A 21,445-nucleotide genomic window follows, 5' to 3' on the forward strand; every position below is an offset into this window, starting at 1 on the left:
CCGCACCCCAACTATGCGCCAACTGCCGGCATCGTCGCGCCGGCCGAGCCGTGCGCGCGGGCGATGTCAGACTGGAGAAGTGAGTCATGTTCATTCAGACCGAAGAGACCCCGAATCCGGCGACGCTGAAGTTCCTGCCGGGACGCACCGTTATGGTGAGCGGCACCGCCGAGTTCAAGTCGGAGGAGGAAGCCGCCGCCGGTTCGCCGCTCGCCGCCGCGCTTTTCGAAGTGGATGGCGTGACCACGGTGTTCCTCGCCGGCGACTTCATCAGCGTCAGCAAGCGCGACGACAAGGAATGGTACCTGATGAAGCCGGCGGTGCTCGGCGTGATCATGGAGCATTTCGTCGCCGGCAAGCCGATCCTGACCGACGGCGCCACCGAGGCGGCCGAGGCCGAGGTCCGGCCTGAGGACGAGGAAGTCGTCTCCCAGATCAAGGAACTGCTCGACACCCGCGTGCGTCCGGCCGTGTCCATGGACGGCGGCGACATCGTGTTCCACGGCTACGAGGACGGCGTGGTCACCTTGACCATGCAGGGTGCCTGCGCGGGCTGCCCCAGCTCCACCGCGACGCTGAAGATGGGCATCGAGAACATGCTGCGGCACTACATCCCGGAAGTCCGGGAAGTGCGCGCCGCCGGCGGCATGGCCGACTACTACTGATCTCATCTGGACTCCGATCCCGGCCGTGCCGTTCGCCGGCCGAGGTCGGGACCGGGAGGCTCAATGTCCGCCAGCACGATAGCATCCGGAACCCGCCGGAGGGTGGCCGTTGTGGTCGCCGCCCTGTGTCTTGTCGCGTTCCAGGTTTCCGCCCTGACCTTCGGACCGCCGTCCTGGCCGCTGCCGGCCAGGTCCGCGCCGCCGCTCGTCCGGGTGGTGACGCCCGCGCCGCTGCCCGATGGCGGGAGCGAGTTCACCGTCGCGTCTTCGGCCACGCTGCTGCGGCTTTACGACCGGGCGGCCTATGATCTGGACACCGTGCGGGCGGGCGAGACGGATGTGCCGCGTCTGTATCTGGCGGCCCTGCCGTCCGATTTCGGCGAACTCGAGGATGTCGGGGCGCGGAAGGAAGCCTTCCTGCGCACCGTGCTGCCCCTGATCCTGCGGGCCAATGACGAGATCGCCATCGTCCGCACCCGGGTCAGCGCCCTGCTGGAGAAGATCCGCGATGACGAGCCGCTGCGCCGGGCCGACGCCCGGTGGCTGGCCTCGATCGCCCGGCAATACGGCGTGATCGACACCGAGGGCAAGGATCCGCAGGCGGCGCTGAGCGGCGCGGCCGGCCGGACGCTGCTGGCCCGGGTCGACACGGTGCCGGTGCCCCTGGCGCTGGCCCAGGCGATCGTGGAGAGCGGCTGGGGGCGGTCCCGCTTCGCGCTGGAGGGCAGCGCGATCTACGGACAGTGGACCTGGGACAAGGCGCAGGGAATCGCGCCGTCCGGCGCGCCGGATGCCGCCCATGCGGTCCGCGCCTTCGACAGCCTGACCGACTCCGTGCGCGGCTACATGCACAACCTGAACACCCATCCCGCCTATCGCGCGTTCCGCGCCGCCCGAGCCAAGGGCGCGTCGGCCCGGACCCTGGCCGGCACCCTGACCCGCTACAGCGAACGCGGCGCGGTCTATGGCGAGGAACTGGTGGAGATCATCGCGCAGAACGACCTGGAGTCCTTCCGCGACGCCAGGCTCGGCGCCACCAACATCGAGCGCGGCGGCGCCTGGGACGATTTGGAAAGCGTGCCGCAGAGCTGACCGTTGGCCCGCTCAGCGCGGGCCGGTCAACTTGCGCCGGTAACCTCGGAACCCGGTCACCTCGGAATATAGAACTGGATTCCGTACCAGTGCCAGCGGCCGTCCGGGCCCGGCATGGTGCAGTTCACCCGGGCGCGGCCCGCCGGGAACGGCTCCGCCAGGCGCACCTCCACCCGATCGCCGAGCACTTCCGTCTGGGTGCGGCCCTGGCCCGAGGCGTAGCAGTCGATCCGGCTCGGGTCGCCGATCTCCGGCGCGACGGTGAAGCCGAAGGGCGGCGGGTTGTTCGAGGTGACGATCAGGTCGGCCGGCACCCGGTCGCGGATCGGCAGGGGCAGGGCGTTGGCGGTCAGCCGGAACCGGTCGATCCCGCCATAGGTCTCGTTCAGGGCGAAACGCGGCAGCCCGTAACGGTCGCTGGTGGCGTGCACGACGCCCGAATGCTGTCCGAAGGCGGCGGCATAGCCCCGCTCGGCGACGATCTTCTCGATCTGCAGGCCGTATTCGCCGTAGGGATAGGCGAACAGGGTCGGCTTCTGCCCCAGTTCGTCCGCCAACCGGCTGGCCGCCCGGTCGAGCTCGAGCTTGACCGTGTCGGTGTCCAGGTCGGGCAGATGCGGGTGCGAGGCGGTCTGGCTGCCGATGGTCGCCCCGCCGGCCTGCAGCTCGCGAATCTGGTCCCAGGTCATGTAGCCCGGACTGGCGCGGTCGATCGGGTCGGTGGCGACGAACAGGGTGAAGGGGAAGCCGGCCTTCTTGAGCCGGGGCCAGGCTTCGGCGTAGACCGAGGCATAGGCGTCGTCGATGGTCAGGGCGATCGTGCGGTCCGGCAGATCGGCCCCGGTCCGCATCTTCTCCAGGATCTCCGGCAGCGGCAGGACCGTGTAGCCCCCGGTGCGCAACTCCTCGAGCTGTTCCTCGAACTGATCGATCCGGATATTGGCGCTGGGATACTCCGCTTCGCCGAAACGGTGGTACATGAACAGCACGGCCGACTCGGCGGCGAAGGCCGGCGCCGCGCCGATCCCCAAGGGGACGGTCGCCGGGGCGGCCATCAGGCCGGTCAGGGTCAGCGCGAACGCGACGGCTCGATCACGAAACTTCATGGGGGCTGAGACTACTTCATGCCAGCCGCAAATCGAAATGGCGCGCATCGCCGCAATCGCCGCGACGGATGGAGACCGGTCCGATGAGCCGGCTGCTCGCCCTCGACTGTTCCGCCGCGGCCTGCTCGGCGGCGGTCGCCGAGAACGGGGAAACCAGGGCCTTCGAGCTCCTGCGCCTCACCCGGGGCCACTCCGAAGTGGTGGTGCCGATGGTCGAACGGGTGCTGGCCGAGGCGGGCCGGACCGCCGGCGAGATCGATGTCGTCGCCGCCACGATCGGGCCCGGCAGTTTCACCGGACTGCGAATCGGATTGGCGGCGGCGCGCGGCCTGGCCCTGGCGGTCGGCGCGCGCACGGTCCCGGTCACCTCGCTGGAAGCCCTGGCCCATGCGGCCGGCCCGTCCGACACGCCGCTGCTCGCCGCCCTCGACAGCAAGCGCGGGGACCTGTTCTGCCAGTGGTTCGACGCCCGGGGCCGGGCGGTCGACGAGCCCGCGGTCCGTACGGCGGCCGAGGCGGTGGCACTGGCGCCGGGTGCGGTCTTCCGGGTGGCCGGGGATGCGGTGGAGGCGGTGCTGTCGGCCACCACCGCCGCCGGACACTCGGCCCTAGTAGTGGAAGGCTGCGACGTGCCCGATGCCCGGTCGGTCGCCGCCGTGGCCGCGGAGCGGGCGGCCGCCGGCGGGGAAGGCCCGTTGCGTCCGCTCTATCTGAAGGCGCCCGCCGTCACCCCGCCGGCGTCATGACCGGGCGCGAGCGGCTTTCGCAGACCCGGCTGCTGGAGGCGCTGCGCGCCGCCGAGCCGACGGATGCGGACGCCATAGCGGCGCTTCAGCAGGCGTCGTTCGACGACCAGTGGAGCGCGGACTCGGTGGCCCGCCTGCTGTCGGGGCCGGCCAACCTGTCGGTGGTGGCCGAGCGCGAGGGCCGCCTGCTCGGTTTCCTGATGGGTCAGTGCGTGGTCGATACCGCCGAGGTGCTGGCGGTCGCCGTCGACGCGGAGGTCCGGCGTGCGGGCTGGGGGGCGGCGCTGCTGACCGGGTTCGAGCGGGTCGCCTCGGTATCGGGCGCGGAGCGGGTGATCCTGGACGTCGCCGCCGACAACGGTCCCGCCCTGGCGCTCTATACGGCGCGCGGATACGAGACGGTGGCGCGCCGCGACCGATACTACGCATCGGGCCGCGCCGACCCGGTGGATGCCCTGGTGATGGCAAAGAATCTGGCGATTTAGAAGGTTTTGTGACTGTCGACTTACGCCGGTATTGCGACTTGTCGTGACGGGGATGCGACGGTACGGTCGCGCGATCCGGTCCACCGGTCACCGAGGTAGCCACCGAGGCGGCTGACGAAAAGGCCTCGTAAAGACATCTCGCCGATGTCAGATAGCGGCACATGAGCGACACGACCGAACGCCCAGCCATCTTCACTCCCGACCCGGATGCGGCTTTTCCGGCGATCACCTCCGGCGACCTGGAGGTGCGTCTCGCCCGCAACGTGGCGGAGATCGACGCCTCCCAGTCCCTGCGGTATCGGGTCTTCTACGAGGAGCGGGCGGCCAAGCCGATCGGCGAGATGGCGGCCCTGCGCCGCGACTTCGACAGCTTCGACCCGATCGCCGACCATCTGCTGGTGCTCGACCACGGCAAGGGCGAGGGGGCCAAGGCGGTCGTCGGCACCTATCGGCTGCTCCGGCGTTCCCGGATTCCGGCAGGCGGCTCGTTCTACACCGCCAGCGAATACGACATCGCCAAGATCCTGGCCTTTCCCGGCGAGATCATGGAGCTGGGCCGGTCCTGCGTGGACGTGGACCACCGCAACCGACCGACCATGCAGCTTCTGTGGCGGGGCATCGCGGCCTATGTCTTCAGGCACGACATCACGCTGATGTTCGGCTGCGCCTCGCTGCCGGGCACCGATCCCGACGTCGTCGGCAAGGATCTCAGCTATCTCTACCACCATCACCTGGCGCCGGACTCCCTGCGGGTCCGCGCGCTGGACGCTCTCCACGTGGAGATGAACCGGGTGCCGGCCGACCAGCTCGACGCCAAGCGGGCGCTGGCCGGACTGCCGCCGCTGATCAAGGGCTACCTGCGGCTCGGCGGTTTCGTCGGTGACGGCGCGGTGGTCGATCCCCAGTTCAACACCACGGATGTCTGCGTCATCGTCCAGACCAGCGCGGTGACCGACAAGTACTACAAGCACTACGAACGGGAGGCGCGGGGCGGCTGACGATGGCGGAGGCGGCGTACGGATCCACCACGACGCATCGGCCCGGTCCGGTGTATGTCGACGAGGTCGAGGAGCGGCGCCTGCTCGACCACGGGCATGGCATGATCCGCTCGGAGACCCGGGCGGCGATCCGCCTGACCACCTATCTGCTGCTGACTCTCTCGCTGATCCCGGTCCAGGCGTTTGCAGTGCTGTTCCGGCTGCGTCTGGCCGAGCGGCTGCCGCGCTTCTATCACCGTCTGTGCACCCGGATCCTCGGCATCCAGGTCGTCGTGCGCGGCCGGCGGGTGCGCGAGCGGCCGGTGCTGTTCGTTGCCAACCACGTCTCCTATCTGGACATCACCGCGCTCGGCTCGGTGGTGACCGGCGGCTTCATCGCCAAGTCGGAGGTCGCCGGTTGGCCGCTGTTCGGCATCCTGGCGAAGCTGCAGCGCACGGTGTTCATCGCCCGCAAGCGCACGGCCGTGGCCAAGCACGGCGACGAGATCGCCCAGCGCCTGGAGGCGGGCGACAACCTGATCCTGTTTCCGGAAGGCACCAGCGGCGACGGGACCCGGGTCCTGCCGTTCAAGAGCGCCTTCTTCTCGGTCGCCGAGCGCCGGCCGCGCGGTCAGGCGCTGACGGTTCAACCGGTCTCGATCGCCTATACCCGGCTCAACGAGGTCCCCCTCGGCCGCGGATTGCGGCCGTTCTTCGCCTGGTATGGCGACATGGACCTGCTGCCGCATCTGTGGACCGTCGCCGCCCTGGGCAAGCTGACCGTGGTGATCGAGTTCCACGCCCCGGTGACTGTCGACGAGGTGGGGTCGCGCAAGGCCCTGGCGACCAAGGTGCAGGACCAGGTCGCCGGCGGGCTGGCGCGGGCCAATGCGGGACGCTAGAGTCCGAATCGGTAGAATCTGGAACCACAAAGTATTCTGCGTCGGTTCATGCGACTGTCGCTTGACAGGAACGTGGCGATTCGTAGGGTCCAGGGAGATGCGGACCCGGCCGCAATCATCCGGCGCGATCAGCAAGCGGGAGTAGCCGCGACCTTGATGGATCAGGTGATCTGGCGCTGTCCCCGACAGGGACGAGGGATGCTCGGGTCTGCGAGCCCCGAACGTCTTCGTGGAAGACGGCGGCATTGAGCAAGACGGTTCCATTGAGCAAGAAGCTTCACGTCAAGACCTACGGCTGCCAGATGAACGTCTACGACTCCGCCCGGATGGCGGACGTCATGGCGCCCCATGGCTATGCGTCCAGCGATCAGGCGGACGGCGCCGATCTGGTGATCCTCAACACCTGCCACATCCGCGAGAAGGCGACCGAGAAGGTCTATTCCGAGCTCGGACGCCTGCGCGTGATGAAGGAGGAGGCCGCCCGCGAGGGCCGGCGCATGCTGATCGCCGTGGCCGGCTGCGTCGCCCAGGCCGAGGGCGAGGAGATCGTGCGCCGCGCGCCGGTGGTCGACATGGTGTTCGGTCCGCAGACCTATCACCGGCTGCCGGAGCTGGTGACCCGGGCGCTGGGCAGCGAGAACCGGCGCGGCGCCGGCGTCGTCGATACCGAGTTCCCGGCCGAGGACAAGTTCGACCATCTGCCGGAGGAGAGCGCCAGTCAGGGACCGGCCGCCTTCCTCTCGGTTCAGGAAGGCTGCGACAAGTTCTGCACCTTCTGCGTGGTGCCCTATACCCGTGGGGCCGAGTTCTCGCGTCCCGCCGCGGCGGTGATCGAGGAGGCGCGCCGCCTGGCCGCCGCCGGCGCCCTGGAGATCACCCTGCTGGGCCAGAACGTGAACGCCTATCACGGTGCCGGGCCGGACGGCCGCGACTGGGGTCTGGGCCGGCTGATCCGCGCCCTGGCCGAGATCGACGGGATCGCGCGCATCCGCTACACGACCTCGCATCCGCGCGACATGGACGACGACCTGATCGCCGCCCATGGCGAGGTGCCGGCGCTGATGCCGTATCTGCATCTGCCGGTGCAGTCGGGCTCCGACCGGATCCTCGACACCATGAACCGGGGCCATACCGCCGACGACTACCGGCGGATCGTCGACCGGCTGCGCGCCGCGCGCCCGGATCTGGCGCTCAGCTCCGATTTCATCGTCGGCTTCCCCGGCGAGAGCGATCGCGATTTCGCCGATACCCTGCGGCTGGTCCGCGAGGTCGGCTACGCCCAGGCCTATTCCTTCAAGTACAGCGCGCGGCCGGGGACGCCGGCCGCCTCGGTGGCCGATCAGCTGTCCGAGGTGCAGAAATCCGACCGGCTGGAAGCGCTGCAGCAGCTTCTCAACGCGCAGCAGCGCGCCTTCAACGAGGCCGCCGCCGGCTCCGTGCAACCGGTCCTGTTCGAGCGCCGGGGTAACCGGCCGGGCCAGCTCGTCGGGCGCGGCCCCTGGATGCAGTCGGTCCATGCCGACGCGCCGGAGCGGCTGCTCGGCTCGCTTGTCGATATCGCGATCGACCTGGGCGGCGCCAACAGCCTGTCCGGTCGGGTCGTCACGGTCGACGCCGATCTCCCCTCGCCTTCGTCTCTCCCCCCTCCTCCTGCCGAAAGGGTTTCTGCGTGAGCACAGGCACGGCCGACGACGCCTCCGTCCAGCTCGAGTTTCATGATCACGCATTGATCCCCCTCTTGTTCGGGGACCACGACCGCAACCTTGCCCGTATCGAACAGAAGCTGGGCGTCAAGCTCGAGGCCTTCGGCAACATCGTGCGCATTCTCGGCGCCGAGGAGTCGCTGCAGGCCGCGCGCGGCACCCTGGAGGGTCTGTACCGCCGGCTGGAAAAGACCAAGAAAAAGGGCCAGGACCCCTATCCGTTCGAGATCGGCGACGTGGACGCGGCGGTGAAATACGCCCAGGCGGCAGACGCGGTGGGCGGCGTGCGCGAGTTCGCCGGCGATGCGGGGCTCGACACCTACAAGCGGCCGATCGGCGCCCGCTCGCCGAACCAGGCGCACTATCTGAAGCAGCTCATGCAGCACGAGCTGGTCTTCGGCCTGGGCCCGGCCGGTACCGGCAAGACCTACCTCGCCGTCGCCATGGCCTGCGCCATGCTGAAGGCCAAGCGGGTCGATCGCCTCATCCTGTCGCGCCCGGCCGTCGAGGCGGGCGAGCGGCTCGGCTTCCTGCCGGGCGACATGAAGGACAAGGTCGACCCCTACCTGCGCCCGCTCTACGACGCGCTGTACGACATGATGCCGGGCGAGATGGTGGAGCGGCGGCTGGCCGCCGGCGAGATCGAGGTGGCGCCGCTGGCCTTCATGCGCGGCCGCACCCTCGCCAATGCCTATGTGATCCTGGACGAGGCGCAGAACACCACGCCCACCCAGATGAAGATGTTCTTAACACGTTTGGGCGAGAATTCGCGCATGGCGGTGACCGGGGACCTGTCCCAGGTCGATCTGCCGCTGGGCAACAAATCCGGCTTGCGCGACGCGCTCGATCACCTACATGACGTGCAGGGCGTCGGGTTCGTGGAGTTCACCGCCGCAGACGTTGTCCGTCATCCCCTGGTTACGCGCATCGTACACGCGTACAATGCCCGTGACGGAGTACTTTTACCCGGCGACAAGAGTCGATGACCGACGAAGATTCTTCTGCCGAGGGCGACAGTCGTCCTCGATCTAGCACCCGACCCTCCGGCGAGAACCGGACGGTCGAACTCGATATCTCCCTTACGGCCCCCGCTTGGGAAGAGGCTGCCGAAGATGTCTCTGCGCTCGCCGAACGCTCGGTTCTGGCGGCGTTGACCCATGTCGGGGTGTCGGGAGCGCTTGAGATCTCGCTGCTGTTGACCGACGACGCGGCGCAGCGGGCGCTGAATCGCGACCATCGCGGCAAGGACAGCGCGACCAACGTCCTGTCGTTCCCGGCCGGCTTCATGCCGCCCGCCGGCCCGCGTCCGCTGGGCGATATCTCGTTGGCCCTGGAGACGGTGGTCCGCGAGGCGGCGGAGCAGGACAAGAGCGTGGCGGACCATGTCAGCCACCTGCTGGTCCACGGCACCCTGCACCTGCTCGGCTACGATCATGGCGACGACGCGGAAGCCGAGGAGATGGAGGCGCTGGAGCGCGAGATCCTGGCCGGTCTCGGCATCGCCGATCCCTATGCCGGCGGTGAGCCTCTGCCCGGCGACGCGCGGGGAGCGGCCGCATGAGCGAGAACGCTGCTTACGGGAATAACGGCAATGGCAACGGCAGCTCCGACCGGGGGCCGCTGGTCGAGGCCTGGCGCACGCTGATGCGCTCGGTCGGGCTCGGCCGCAACGGGACCTCGGCGGTCAGGGCCTCCCTGGAGGAGCTGATCGACGAGAACGGCGAGGACGCCTCGCCGATCGACCCGCATGAAGGGGCGATCATCCGCAACGTGCTCGGCCTGCGCGACATCACCGCCTATGACGTGATGGTGCCGCGCGCCGACATCGTGGCGGTCGATCAGGCGACGCGCCTGACCGATCTCTCGCGGCAGATGAGCGAAGTCGCCCACAGCCGGATTCCGGTCTATCGGGACTCCCTGGATGACGTGATCGGCATGGTCCACATCAAGGACGTGCTGGCCCATCTGAACCGGGGCGACGACGTGGCCGCCGGGGCGCTGGCACGCGAGATCCTCATCGTCGCGCCGTCCTCCCGCGCTCTCGACCTGCTGCAGGAAATGCGCATGACCCGGCGCCACATGGCGCTGGTGGTCGACGAATACGGCGGCATCGACGGGCTGATCACCATCGAGGATCTGATAGAGGAGATCGTCGGCGACATCGTCGACGAGCACGACACCGAGGAAGGGCCCAAGCTCTCCGAGCGGTCCGACGGCACCATCGTCGCCGACGCCCGGGCCACGGTGGAGGAGCTCGAGGTGATCGCCGGCCAGTTCCTCACCGACGACGAGCGCGAGGAGATCGACACCCTGGGCGGCCTGGTGTTCAGCCTGGCCGGCCGCGTCGCCACCAGGGGCGAGGTGATCCGTCATCCCAGCGGGATCGAATTCGAGGTCATGGATGGCGATCCGCGCCGTCTGCGCCGCCTGAAAGTGCGCATGGTCCAGCCGAACGCCGCCGATCGTGCCGCCGAGTGACGGCGCCGCGCGCGGCCGCCGGTGGGTCGTCCCCCTAGCCGGACTGGTCGCGGGGGCCGCCACCGGCCTGTCCCTGGCGCCGTTGCATCTGCTGCCCTTCGCGTTCGGCCATGCGGCCCTGCTGGCCGTGGTCGCGCAGGCGCCGAGCGCCCGTTCCGCGGCGTTCCGCGCCTGGCTCTGGGCGCTCGGATATCATGTCGCCGGCCTGCACTGGATCGCCAATGCGATGCTGGTGAATGCGGGCGAGCACGCCTGGCTGATCCCCTTCGCCAATCTCGGGCTGCCGGCGGTGCTGGCGCTCTATGCGGCGCTCGCCGGAGGCTTGGCGCGGCGCCTGTTCGGCGGCGGCTGGCCGCTCTGGCTCGGCCTCGCCGCCCTCTACACTGCGGCGGAATGGGTGCGCGGCCACGCCTTCACCGGCTTTCCCTGGAACCTGCCCTCCGCCACGGTGGACGGCTGGCTGCCGCTGCTTCAGCCGGCCTCCCTGGTTGGCAGCTACGGGCTCAGCCTGCTGGTCCTGCTGGTCACCATGGCGCCGGCGCTGTGGCTGGATGGCGGCGTCTCCCGCCGGGTCCGTCTGACCGGCTCCGCCGCCGCGACCCTGCTGCTGGTGGCGATGGTCGGCTGGGGGGTGGCGCGCGAGGCCGCGATCCCGCGGATCGCCGACCCGGACGGCGCCGTCCCCGGAGTCGTGGTGCGGGTGGTCCAGGGCAACGTGCCCCAGCGCGACAAATGGAATCCGCTGCTGAAACCGGAACATCTGGGACGCTACATCGCGCTCAGCGACCCGTCCCGCCCGGCCGATCTGCGGGCCCCGGGACTGGAGCCGTCCGCCGCGCCGACCGTGGTGGCCTGGCCGGAAACGGCGGTGGCCCATCTGATCGGCGACGCGCCGGACCTGATGGCCGCCCTCGCCCGTGTCGCGCCGGCCGAGGGCAGTCTGATCTTCGGCGCACCGCGCGTCGCCCGGATCGGCCGTCTGTCCGAGGTCTATAACAGCGTCTTCGCCCTCGACGCCGGCGCCGAGACCTCCTGGACCTTCGACAAGGCGCATCTGGTGCCCTTCGGGGAATACGTGCCCCTGCGCGACGTGCTGCCGGTCAATCCGATCGTGCAGAGTCGCCGCGACTTCACGCCGGGGCCGGGGCCGCGGACGCTCGAGCTGAAGGGCGCGCCGCCGGTTTCGGTGCTGATCTGTTACGAAGCGATCTTCCCCGGTGGGGCGGTGGATCCGGACCACCGCCCGGCCTGGCTGCTGAATGCCACCAACGACGCCTGGTTCGGCCGCTGGAGCGGCCCCTATCAACACCTGGCGATCACCCGGCTGCGGGCCATCGAGCAGGGCCTCCCGATGATCCGGGCGGCGAATACCGGCGTATCCGCAGTGATCGATCCGGCCGGGCGAATTGTCGCAAGCATCGGCATCGGCGTGACCGCCAGTCTGGATACGCCGCTGCCCGCGGCGCTGCCGGTACCGCCTTTCGGCTTTATTGGTGATGTCCCCATAGTTCTTATGGTCGTATTGCTGCTGGCCGTTGCAGCATACGGGCGATTTCGGACCGGTCGAAGAACTCCCGCGAATTGATTGGAATTAAATCAGTTTGGCCGATTTGAGGACGTTGACTGAATACAATTGTATGGTCTATGAGTCCTAGGGTTATTTGGTTAACGAAATCAGAGGTTCGCATGGCGAACGACCGCCCAGGGCGCCGTCGGGTCGGCCGTCCGCCTACGGCTACGAATCCGAATCCTATCGATATCCATGTCGGCACACGGGTTCGCCTGCGCCGCACTCTGCTCGGAATGAGTCAGGAGCGCCTGGGTGAAGCATTGGGCCTTACCTTCCAGCAGGTCCAGAAGTACGAACGGGGCGCCAACCGCGTCGGCGCCAGTCGCCTGTTCGAGCTGGCCAAGGCCCTGGGCGTGCCGGTGTCGTACTTTTTCGACGACATGCCGGGCGAGGATGGTGTCGAGCCGTCCGTCCCGGCCGCCGGCCCGATCGAAGAGGATCCGATGCGCCGCCGCGAGACGATCGAGCTGGTGCGGGCGTATTACCGGATCACCGACGACACCGCCCGGCGACGGCTCTACGAGCTGATGCGATCCATCGCCGGATCGATGGACGGCGAGAAGCCCTGAGGCGCCTCCGCCTCCCGTCTGCGCGCGTGCCAGGGGCCGCCGCTCGGCTTTCCCCTTGACCCGGACCGGCATTCGCGCAAAAACGCCGGCCCGGTACAGTCCGCCGCATGCGTCCATTGCAGCGGATCCCAAGCGTTGATTTCCGCGACAATCGAGCATCCCGGAGGCCCCGTTGAGTCAAGCCAGCTACCTGTTCACAAGTGAATCCGTGTCCGAGGGGCACCCGGACAAGGTCTGCGACCGGATCTCCGATACGGTGGTCGATCTCTACATGGGCGCCGATCCCGGCAGCCGCGTGGCTTGTGAGACCCTGGCGACGACCAATAAGATCGTGCTCGCCGGCGAGGTCCGCGGTCCCTCCAGCGTCACCCACGAGGTGATCGAGGAGGCGGTGCGTGCCGCGGTGAAGGATATCGGCTACGAGCAGGACGGCTTCCATTGGAAGACCGCCAGCCTGGAGAACGTCCTGCACGAGCAGTCCGTCGACATCGCCGTCGGCGTCGACGCGGCCGGCAACAAGGACGAGGGTGCCGGCGACCAGGGCATCATGTTCGGCTACGCCTGCACCGAGACCGACGTGCTGATGCCGGCGCCGATCCATTTCAGCCACGAGATCCTGCGTCGCATGGCGGTGGCCCGCAAGAACGGCACCGCCAAGGGTCTGGGCCCGGACAGCAAGAGCCAGGTCACCCTGCAATACGAGAACGGCAAGCCGGTGCGCTGCACCTCGGTGGTCGTCTCGACCCAGCATGACGCCGACCTCTCCCAGGAGCAGGTGCACGAGCTGGTTCTGCCCTTCGTGCGTGAGGTCATGCCGGACGGCTGGGTGGACGAGGACACGGTCTACTACATCAACCCGACCGGCCGCTTCGTGATCGGCGGTCCCGACGGCGACTGCGGTCTGACCGGCCGCAAGATCATCGTCGACACCTATGGCGGTGCCGCCCCCCACGGCGGCGGCGCCTTCTCCGGCAAGGACCCGACCAAGGTCGACCGTTCGGCCGCCTACGCCGCGCGCTGGGTCGCCAAGAACGTGGTCGCCGCCGGCCTGGCCGAGAAGTGCGTGCTGCAGGTCTCCTATGCCATCGGCGTGTCGCATCCGCTGTCGATCTTCGTCGACACCTACGGCACCAACACGGTGGACGAGGAGAAGCTCTCCAAGGTCATCAGCGAGATGGTCGACCTGTCGCCGCGCGGGATCCGCGAGCGCCTGGCGCTGAGCAATCCGATCTACGCGCCGAGCGCGGCCTACGGCCATTTCGGCCGCAAGCCGGACGACGCGGGCCGCTTCACCTGGGAGCGTCTCGATCTGGTCGACGAGCTGAAGGGCGCGTTCTAAGCCGCGCGTCCTGATCATTGGGCGGCCGGAACGTCCGGCCGCCGGACCGGAACCGTACCAGTAGGGCCATGTCCGACCACGGTGAAGAGCGGCTGTTCTTCGGCCGGCGCAAGGGGCGTCCCCTGCGCGCCGGCATGCAGCGCCGCGTCGACGAGGATCTCGTGCCGCGCCTGGTGCCGGTGGAGACCGCCCCGGCCAACGCCACCGACCCGAGGGATTGGTTTCCGCAGCCACCGCGCGCGGTCTGGCTGGAGATCGGCTTCGGCGGCGGCGAGCATCTGGCCTGGCAGGCGCAGCACAACCCGGACATCGCCCTGATCGGCTGCGAGCCGTTCGTCAACGGCGTGGCGTCGCTGCTGCGCCACCTGGACGACGTGGAGGGCGACCGGGTCCGCATCCATCCCGACGACGCCCGCGACGTGCTCGACGTGCTGGCGCCGCAGAGCCTGGAGCGGATCTTCGTCCTGCACGCCGATCCCTGGCCGAAGCGCCGCCACCATTACCGCCGCATCATCCAGCACGAGACCGTCGCCCGGTTCTACGAGCTGCTCAAGCCGGGCGGCATCCTGCGCATGGCGACGGACGACCCGGGCTATCTGGTCTGGATCCTGGCCCGGATCACCGCCCATCCGGATTTCCGCTGGACCGGGACGTCGATGGCGGATTTCACCGAGCGCCGGGACGACTGGCCGGAAACCCGCTACGAGGCCAAGGCGAAGCGCGAGGGCCGGATGCCGGCCTATCTGGAGTTCCGCAAACCCGCGCAAACCTGCCAAGGATAGGTGCGGGCGAGGCCGCTACCGCACGCCGGACTTGCAGCCGGAAGCGGTCTGCGATATATCAACGGCTCTTCAATCGGACTATTGATCGGGGGTGGGCCAGCGGCCCACTTTTTTGTTGGTGCCGCCGCCGGTCGCAGGTGAGGACAAGGGTGGACCCACATATCCGGCGCATCGAAGGAATCGTGACCCCGTCGATCGAAGCCATGGGCTTCGAGGTCGTGCGGGTCATGATCACCGGTGGTCAGCGGCCGACGCTGCAGATCATGGCCGACCGGAGCGACGGGTCGATGATCTCGGTCGACGACTGCGCCGAGATCAGCCGGACGGTGTCCGCCGTGCTCGACGTGGAGGACCCGATCTCCGGGGAATACACGCTGGAGGTCTCCTCGCCCGGGATCGACCGGCCGCTGACGCGGCTGAAGGATTTCGAACGCTGGGCCGGGTTCGAGGCGCGGGTCGACATGGACGTGCCGATCGACGGCCGCAAACGCTTCAGCGGCCGGATCAAAGGCGTCGCGGACGACCGGGTGCAGGTCGAGCTGGACGAAAAGGCGGGGACGGTGGACCTGCCGTTCGAGGGAATTTCGCGGGCGAAGCTCGTGCTGACCGATGCACTGCTCGACGCCAGCCGGCCCCAGGGGCAGGGCTGACGGCCGAAAGGCCGGGACAGGGTTAAGGGAGTAACCGGTGCGGGTCCGCCCGCCGGGTTGATAGAGGACGAACAAGCCGATGGATATCGCCACGACACCGAAGCTGGAGCTGATCCAGGTCGCCGATGTGGTCGCCCGGGACAAGGGGATCGATCGCGAGGAAGTGCTGATCGCCATGGAACAGGCGATCCAGAAGGCCGGCCGGTCGAAATACGGCCCCGACCACGATATCCGCGCGACCATCGACCGGCGCACCGGCGACATCAGCCTGAAGCGCTGCACCACGGTGGTCGAGGAGGTCGAGGACGAGTTCGCCGAGATCACCCTGGAGCAGGCGAAGAAGATCGATCCGGCCCTGGAGGTCGGCTCGGTCATCGACGAGCCGCTGCCGCCGATCGATTTCGGCCGCATCGCCGCCCAGACCGCCAAGCAGGTGATCGTCCAGAAGGTCCGCGAGTTCGAGCGCAAGCGCCAGTTCGAGGAATATGACGGCCGCTCCGGCGAGATCATCAACGGCGTGGTCAAGCGCGTCGAGTACGGCAACGTCACGGTCGAGATCCCGCGCGCCGAGGCGGTGCTGCGCCGCGACCGGCTGCTGCCGCGCGAGACCTTCCGCCAGGGCGACCGCATCCGCGCCTATATCGAGGACGTGCGCGAGGAGCAGCGCGGCCCGCAGATCTTCCTGTCGCGCACCCATCCGGAATTCATGCGCCAGCTCTTCCGCCAGGAAGTGCCGGAAGTCTACGACGGCATTATCGACATCAAGTCGGTGGCCCGCGATCCGGGTTCCCGCGCCAAGATCGCGGTGATCTCCTACGACAGCTCGATCGATCCGGTCGGCGCCTGCGTCGGCATGCGCGGCTCCCGCGTCCAGGCCGTCGTCGGCGAGCTGCAGGGCGAGAAGATCGACATCATCCCGTTCTCCGACGATCCGGCGACCTTCGTGGTGAACGCCCTGGCGCCGGCCGAGGTGTCCAAGGTGGTGCTCGACGAGGACCAGGGCCGCATCGAGGTCGTGGTGCCGGACGAACAGCTCTCGCTGGCCATCGGCCGCCGCGGTCAGAACGTCCGCCTCGCCTCCATGCTGACCGGCTGGGATATCGACATCCTGACCGAGCAGGAGGAGTCGGACCGCCGCCGCGAGGAGTTCCGTCAGCGGTCTGAATCCTTCATCGGCGCCCTCGACATCGACGACGTCATCGCCGGCCTGCTGGTCGCCGAGGGCTTCGCCTCGGTGGAGGAGATCGCCTATACCGAGATCGACGATCTGGCCGAGATCGAAGGCTTCGACGCCGACATCGCCGAAGAGCTGCGCACCCGCGCGTTCAACTTCGTCGAGGCCGAGCGTCAGCGCCACGACGAGCGCCGCCGCGAGCTGGGCGTGACCGACGATCTGGTCGAGCTGGAGATCTTCACGCCGGCCATGCTGGTCACCCTGGGCGAGAACGGGGTGAAGACCCTGGACGACCTGGGCGACCTGGCCAGCGACGAGCTGCGCGAGATTCTGCCCGATGCCGGTTTCGACGAGGACGCGGCCAACCAGATCATCATGGCGGCCCGCGCCCATTGGTTCGAAGACGAAGACGGTGCGGAAACGAATGCCGGGGTGGACGCGGCGGCCGAGGAGAGCGATCCTGAGCCGACGGCATGAACCGACGAGCCGGGACGATGACAGCGAACGCCGCTGTTTCGTCACCCGCGAGGTTCAGCCGCGCGGTGGGCTGATCCGCTTCGTTGTGGGTCCGGACGGCGCGATCGTCCCGGATATCGACGAGCGGCTCCCGGGCCGTGGGCTCTGGGTCTCCGCCGATCGGGGGGCGCTCGAGCAGGCCGTGGTCAAGCGGCTCTTCGCCCGGGCGGCCAAGCGGTCTGTTACGGTGGATCCCACCCTGACGGACCGGGTCGAGGGGCTGCTCACGCGGCGCTGCGTGCAGACGTTGTCGCTGGCGCGGCGCGCCGGTGGCGCGGTCGCCGGCCAGACCAAGGTGCGCCAGGCCCTGGAGGCGGGGCGTGCCGGCGTTCTGGTCGAAGCGGGCGACGGCGCCGAGGATGGCCGGGCCCGGTTGCGGGCCCTGGCCGGGACGCGACCGGTGGTCTCGTGCCTCTTGGCGGCGGAGATCGCCGAAGCATTCGGGCGCGACCATACGGTGCACGCGTTCGTGGACTCCGCGGGGCCGCGCGCCGGCCTGTCGGACCGTTTGCTGCGTGACGCGGCGAGACTTGAAGGTTTGCGGCACGAAAAGGTCGCATCAGATGTGGGCCCCGGCTTGGAAAACCATGCCGGGACGTGTATTCAGGGCGCCAAGTACTGATGGCCTGCCCGTTGACGGATGGATGACGTGGGCAAAGACGATATGTCGAGCACCAACGAACAAGATCGCAAGAAGCTGAGCCTCGGCTCCGGCAAGGGAAAGCTGTCCCTTGGCAAGACGGTGGAAACCGGTCAGGTCAAGCAGAGCTTCTCCCATGGCCGTTCCAAGACCGTGCAGGTCGAGGTGCGCCGACGCCGGCCGTCTCAGCCGCTTCCCGGATCGCGCGAGGCGGCGATCGCCGCGGCGAAGGCCGGTGGCGGCAAGGGTGGGCGCGAGCTGACCGCCGAGGAGCGCGAGGCCCGGGCCCGCGTCCTTGAGCAGGCCGCTGCGCGACGCCCGGAGGAGCAGCCGGAAGCCGTGACCGAGGAGACGGTGTCGCCGGCCGCTGCCGCTGAGACCCCGGCCGAGGCACAGGACGCTGTCGCGTCGGAACCTGCCGCGCCGGTGGATCGTCGCCAGGCCGAGCTGGACGAGATGCGCAAGATCGAGGACGCCGAGGCCGCCGTGAAGGCTGCCGAGGCCGCCCGTCTCGCCGAGGAGGAGGCCGCCCGTCAGGCGAAGGCCGCCGCCGAGCGCGCGACGGCGCGTCTGGATCGCGAAGGCACGCCTGCACCGGCCGCCTCTCCGGCGGCGCGCGCGCCGGTCGAGAACGAGGACGACGACCGTCGCAAGCGCAGCGGTGGCGGTGGCGGTGCCAAGGAAGCGCCGGCCAAGCGTCCGGCCCGCACCCGCACCACCAACGAGCCGCGCCGCCGTCAGGGCAAGCTGACCATCAGCGACGCGCTGAGTGGCGACAGCGGGCGCGTGCGCTCGCTGGCCTCGGTCCGCCGCGCCCGCGAACGCGAGCGTCAGCGCTCCCGCAACGACCAGGGCGATGCCGTCAAGCAATCGCGCGACGTGGTCGTTCCCGAGACCATCACCGTCCAGGAGCTGGCCAACCGTATGGCCGAGCGTGGCGGCGAGGTCATCAAGTCGCTGATGAAGATGGGCGTGATGGCGACCATCAACCAGATCATCGACGCCGACACTGCCGAGCTGGTGGCCCAGGAATTCGGCCACAAGGTCCGCCGTGTCGCTGAATCCGATGTGGAGCTCGGCATGCTGGGGACCGACGACAAGGTCGAGGACCTGCGGCCGCGCTGCCCGGTCGTCACCGTCATGGGTCACGTCGACCACGGCAAGACCTCGCTGCTGGACGCCATTCGTCAGGCCGATGTCGCGTCGGGCGAGGCCGGCGGCATCACCCAGCATATCGGCGCCTACCAGATCGAGGTGCCGTCGGGTGACAAGATCACCTTCATCGACACCCCGGGCCACGAAGCCTTCACCGAGATGCGGGCGCGCGGCGCGAATGTCACCGACATCGTCATCCTGGTGGTGGCGGCCGATGACGGCATCATGGCGCAGACGGTCGAGGCGATCCGCCACGCCCGCGCCGCCAAGGTTCCGGTCATCGTCGCGGTCAACAAGATCGACAAGCCCGATGCCGACCCGCAGCGGGTCCGCACCGAGCTGCTGCAGCACGAGATCGTGGTCGAGGACATGGGCGGCGACGTCCAGGCGATCGACGTCTCGGCGCTGACCAAGCAGGGCCTGGACACGCTGCTGGAAGCCATCGCGCTGCAGGCGGAAGTGCTGGAGCTCAAGGCGAACCCGGATCGGGCCGCCACCGGTGTCGTGATCGAAGCCAAGGTCGAGCGCGGCCGCGGCTCCGTCGCCACCGTGCTGGTCCAGCGCGGCACGGTCCGCACCGGCGACGTGTTCGTTGCGGGTGCGGAATGGGGCCGCGTGCGCGCCCTGGTCAACGACCGTGGCGAGCCGTCGGAGAGCGCCGGGCCGAGCGAGCCGATCGAGGTTCTGGGCCTGCAGGGCACGCCGACCGCCGGCGACGATTTCGTCGTCGTAGAGAACGAAAGCCGGGCCCGCGAGATCGCCGACTATCGCCAGCGTCTGCTGCGCGAGAAGAGTGCGACGGCCGGTGCCCGCGGCACGGTCGAGCAGATGCTCTCGGCGATTCAGTCGGGCGAGGCGGACGAGCTGCCGCTGGTCATCAAGACCGACGTGCACGGGTCGCTGGAAGCGATCCGGGCGACCCTGGAGAAGCTGGAGACCAGCGTGGTAAAGCCGCGCATCCTGCACTCCGCGGTCGGCGGCATCAGCGAGTCCGACGTGTCCCTGGCCGGGGCCTCGGGCGGCATCATCGTCGGCTTCAACGTCCGCGCCAACCCGCAGGCCCGCGAGATGGCGCGCCGCGACGGAATGGAGATCCGCTACTACTCGATCATCTACGACCTGATCGACGATGTGAAAGCCCTGCTGACCGGCATGCTGGCGCCGGAACTCAAGGAAGAGTTCCTGGGCTACGCGCAGATCCGCCAGGTGTTCAACATCACCAAGGTCGGCAAGGTGGCGGGCTGCATGGTCACCGACGGCGTCATCAAGCGGGGCTGCAAGGTCCGTCTGCTGCGCGACAACGTGGTGATCCACGAGGGCTCCCTGAAGACGCTGAAGCGCTTCAAGGACGAGGTCCGCGAGGTCCGCGAGGGTTACGAGTGCGGTATGGCGTTCGAGAATTACGACGACATCCGCGAGGGCGATCAGATCGAGTGCTTCGAGCTGAAGGAAGTCGCCCGGACGCTCGAGCAGGTTCAGCAGGAGGCGTCCGCCGGCTAACGCGGCGGCGCCTCGCCGAACGGGATTACGACCATGGCGAAGCGTGACGAGGCCCGCGAGGGCCCGAGCCAGCGGCAATTGCGTGTCGGGGAAGAGATCCGCCGCGTGCTTGCCCGTGTCTTCGAGCGCGGCGAGCTGCACGAGCCGGCCCTGTCCGGCGTGCGCATCACCCTGTCGGAGGTCAGCGTCTCGCCGGACCTGCGCAATGCCACGGTCTGGGTGATCCCGCCGATCGACGGCGAGATCGCCGACATCCTGCCGATCCTGAGCCGCGTCGCCGGCCGGCTCTCCGGCCAGGTCGCCCGCGAGGTGCGGATGAAGTTCGCCCCCCGCCTGACCTTCAAGCGCGATACCGCCTTCGACGCCTCCCAGCGGATGAGCGCGATCCTGAACGATCCGGTGATCCGCCAGGACGTGGCGAACACCTCCGAAAACCCCACCGAAGACGGCGAGCCGGACGACAATGGCGCGTAGGAAGCGGGGCAATCCGGTCCATGGCTGGGTGATCCTCGACAAGCCCGTCGACATCACCTCCACCCAGGCGGTGGCGACCGTCCGCCGGGTGTTCGACGCCGCCAAGGCGGGCCATGCCGGCACTCTCGACCCGCTGGCCACCGGCGTGCTGCCGATCGCCCTGGGCGAGGCGACCAAGACCGTTCCCTATGTCATGGACGCCACCAAGGACTACGCCTTCACCGTGCGCTGGGGCGAGGCGACGTCGACGGACGACGCCGAGGGCGAGGTGGTGGCGAGCAGTGAGGGTCGGCCGGATGAGGCCGCAATCCTTGGCGTGCTCGACCGTTTCGTTGGCGAAATAGAGCAGGTTCCCCCGAAGTTCTCCGCCATCAAGGTCGACGGCGAGCGCGCCTATGACTTGGCCCGCTCCGGCGAGCAGGTCGAGCTCGACTCCCGGCGCATCGAGATCCTGGATCTGCGCCTGGTGGACATGCCGAGCCGGGACGAGGCGCGGTTCAGCGTGACCTCGGGCAAGGGCGCCTATATGCGCTCGCTGGCCCGCGATCTGGCGTTGGCGCTCGGCACGGTCGGCCATATCCGCGATCTGCGGCGGCTTCGGGTCGGACCGTTCTCGGCCGAGCGCGCGATTTCGCTGGATTCCCTGGCGGAGCTGATGCATAACCCCGCCTCTTTAGAGCACCTGCGGCCCGTTGAGACCGCGCTGGACGGCATCCCGGCGCTGGCCTTGAAGGGCCCCGAGGCGACGACGCTGCGCAACGGACAGGGTGTTCCGGTCTATCGCTCGATGGATCGGGACCGGTTCGGTGATCTGCAGGAAGGCGATCTGGTCTATGCCACCGACGGCACGGTCCCGGTCGCCATCGCGCGGATCGAAAGCGGCGCCATTCGTCCGGTCAGGGTGCTGAACCTCTAGATAAGG

General features: G+C 68.8%; 21 protein-coding genes. 20 read left to right on the forward strand and 1 reads right to left on the reverse strand.

Translation table 11 applies throughout. The annotated features are described in order from the left end of the window. Nucleotides 1-86: 86 nt before the first annotated feature. Nucleotides 87-665, forward strand: a complete 579-nt coding sequence (locus BLS34_RS10830) for a NifU family protein (protein WP_028796186.1) — start codon at nucleotides 87-89, stop codon at nucleotides 663-665. Between the two features lie 63 nt (nucleotides 666-728). Further along, nucleotides 729-1,757 carry a glucosaminidase domain-containing protein gene (locus BLS34_RS10835; RefSeq protein ID WP_093150214.1) on the forward strand — a complete coding sequence of 343 codons (1,029 nt, stop codon included), beginning with the start codon at nucleotides 729-731 and terminating at the stop codon, nucleotides 1,755-1,757. Between the two features lie 56 nt (nucleotides 1,758-1,813). Here the strand turns inward: BLS34_RS10835 and BLS34_RS10840 are convergent, their stop codons facing one another. After that, complete coding sequence (locus BLS34_RS10840; protein ID WP_093150216.1) at nucleotides 1,814-2,863, reverse strand: polysaccharide deacetylase family protein; 1,050 nt, start codon at nucleotides 2,861-2,863, stop codon at nucleotides 1,814-1,816. An 83-nt stretch (nucleotides 2,864-2,946) separates the two neighbouring features. Here BLS34_RS10840 and tsaB point away from each other — a divergent pair, with 83 nt between their 5' ends. From tsaB to truB, 18 genes are all read left to right on the forward strand, one after another. Further along, the gene (gene tsaB / locus BLS34_RS10845; protein ID WP_175474182.1) at nucleotides 2,947-3,609 is read left to right on the forward strand and encodes a tRNA (adenosine(37)-N6)-threonylcarbamoyltransferase complex dimerization subunit type 1 TsaB; all 663 of its coding nucleotides are present in this window, start codon (nucleotides 2,947-2,949) and stop codon (nucleotides 3,607-3,609) included. Further along, nucleotides 3,606-4,094 carry a GNAT family N-acetyltransferase gene (locus tag BLS34_RS10850; RefSeq protein ID WP_093150220.1) on the forward strand — a complete coding sequence of 163 codons (489 nt, stop codon included), beginning with the start codon at nucleotides 3,606-3,608 and terminating at the stop codon, nucleotides 4,092-4,094. The genes tsaB and BLS34_RS10850 overlap by 4 nt, the downstream gene beginning before the upstream one ends. 161 nt (nucleotides 4,095-4,255) lie before the next feature. Then, complete coding sequence (locus tag BLS34_RS10855; protein ID WP_093150221.1) at nucleotides 4,256-5,092, forward strand: GNAT family N-acetyltransferase; 837 nt, start codon at nucleotides 4,256-4,258, stop codon at nucleotides 5,090-5,092. Nucleotides 5,093-5,094: 2 nt separating this feature from the next. Next, nucleotides 5,095-5,973 carry a lysophospholipid acyltransferase family protein gene (locus tag BLS34_RS10860; RefSeq protein ID WP_245701957.1) on the forward strand — a complete coding sequence of 293 codons (879 nt, stop codon included), beginning with the start codon at nucleotides 5,095-5,097 and terminating at the stop codon, nucleotides 5,971-5,973. Between the two features lie 263 nt (nucleotides 5,974-6,236). Beyond that, nucleotides 6,237-7,646: a tRNA (N6-isopentenyl adenosine(37)-C2)-methylthiotransferase MiaB gene (miaB, locus tag BLS34_RS10865; protein WP_093150223.1), complete on the forward strand. Its 1,410-nt coding sequence runs from the start codon at nucleotides 6,237-6,239 to the stop codon at nucleotides 7,644-7,646. Beyond that, entirely contained in the window at nucleotides 7,643-8,662 is a 1,020-nt protein-coding gene (locus BLS34_RS10870) for a PhoH family protein (RefSeq protein WP_038015723.1), read from the forward strand. Before miaB ends, BLS34_RS10870 begins: the two co-directional genes overlap by 4 nt. After that, complete coding sequence (gene ybeY, locus BLS34_RS10875; RefSeq protein WP_084619130.1) at nucleotides 8,659-9,237, forward strand: rRNA maturation RNase YbeY; 579 nt, start codon at nucleotides 8,659-8,661, stop codon at nucleotides 9,235-9,237. The genes BLS34_RS10870 and ybeY overlap by 4 nt, the downstream gene beginning before the upstream one ends. Then, nucleotides 9,234-10,154 carry a hemolysin family protein gene (locus BLS34_RS10880; RefSeq protein WP_245701958.1) on the forward strand — a complete coding sequence of 307 codons (921 nt, stop codon included), beginning with the start codon at nucleotides 9,234-9,236 and terminating at the stop codon, nucleotides 10,152-10,154. Before ybeY ends, BLS34_RS10880 begins: the two co-directional genes overlap by 4 nt. Then, complete coding sequence (gene lnt, locus BLS34_RS10885) at nucleotides 10,141-11,739, forward strand: apolipoprotein N-acyltransferase (RefSeq protein ID WP_175474183.1); 1,599 nt, start codon at nucleotides 10,141-10,143, stop codon at nucleotides 11,737-11,739. The genes BLS34_RS10880 and lnt overlap by 14 nt, the downstream gene beginning before the upstream one ends. 101 nt (nucleotides 11,740-11,840) lie before the next feature. Then, the gene (locus BLS34_RS10890; RefSeq protein WP_093150227.1) at nucleotides 11,841-12,293 is read left to right on the forward strand and encodes a helix-turn-helix domain-containing protein; all 453 of its coding nucleotides are present in this window, start codon (nucleotides 11,841-11,843) and stop codon (nucleotides 12,291-12,293) included. Nucleotides 12,294-12,465: 172 nt separating this feature from the next. Beyond that, complete coding sequence (gene metK / locus BLS34_RS10895) at nucleotides 12,466-13,632, forward strand: methionine adenosyltransferase (protein WP_028796195.1); 1,167 nt, start codon at nucleotides 12,466-12,468, stop codon at nucleotides 13,630-13,632. 68 nt (nucleotides 13,633-13,700) lie between these two features. Then, nucleotides 13,701-14,414 (forward strand): tRNA (guanine(46)-N(7))-methyltransferase TrmB, encoded by a 714-nt coding sequence (trmB, locus tag BLS34_RS10900; protein ID WP_093150229.1) that lies wholly within the window; start codon nucleotides 13,701-13,703, stop codon nucleotides 14,412-14,414. A gap of 203 nt (nucleotides 14,415-14,617) precedes the next feature. Further along, nucleotides 14,618-15,064, forward strand: a complete 447-nt coding sequence (gene rimP / locus BLS34_RS10905) for a ribosome maturation factor RimP (RefSeq protein WP_051245242.1) — start codon at nucleotides 14,618-14,620, stop codon at nucleotides 15,062-15,064. A gap of 79 nt (nucleotides 15,065-15,143) precedes the next feature. Continuing rightward, nucleotides 15,144-16,715 carry a transcription termination factor NusA gene (gene nusA, locus BLS34_RS10910; RefSeq protein ID WP_051245187.1) on the forward strand — a complete coding sequence of 524 codons (1,572 nt, stop codon included), beginning with the start codon at nucleotides 15,144-15,146 and terminating at the stop codon, nucleotides 16,713-16,715. Continuing rightward, complete coding sequence (locus BLS34_RS10915; RefSeq protein WP_093150230.1) at nucleotides 16,663-17,376, forward strand: RNA-binding protein; 714 nt, start codon at nucleotides 16,663-16,665, stop codon at nucleotides 17,374-17,376. Before nusA ends, BLS34_RS10915 begins: the two co-directional genes overlap by 53 nt. Nucleotides 17,377-17,418: 42 nt before the next feature. After that, nucleotides 17,419-20,049: a translation initiation factor IF-2 gene (gene infB, locus BLS34_RS10920; protein ID WP_028796200.1), complete on the forward strand. Its 2,631-nt coding sequence runs from the start codon at nucleotides 17,419-17,421 to the stop codon at nucleotides 20,047-20,049. A 33-nt stretch (nucleotides 20,050-20,082) separates the two neighbouring features. Then, on the forward strand, nucleotides 20,083-20,523 hold the full coding sequence (gene rbfA, locus BLS34_RS10925) for a 30S ribosome-binding factor RbfA (RefSeq protein WP_093150233.1): 441 nt from the start codon (nucleotides 20,083-20,085) through the stop codon (nucleotides 20,521-20,523). Then, nucleotides 20,513-21,439, forward strand: coding sequence for a tRNA pseudouridine(55) synthase TruB (truB, locus tag BLS34_RS10930; protein WP_028796202.1), 927 nt, complete (start codon nucleotides 20,513-20,515; stop codon nucleotides 21,437-21,439). The genes rbfA and truB overlap by 11 nt, the downstream gene beginning before the upstream one ends. Nucleotides 21,440-21,445 lie beyond the last annotated feature (6 nt).

The organism is Thalassobaculum litoreum DSM 18839 (assembly GCF_900102465.1).
GTDB classification, from domain to species: Bacteria; Pseudomonadota; Alphaproteobacteria; order Thalassobaculales; family Thalassobaculaceae; genus Thalassobaculum; species Thalassobaculum litoreum.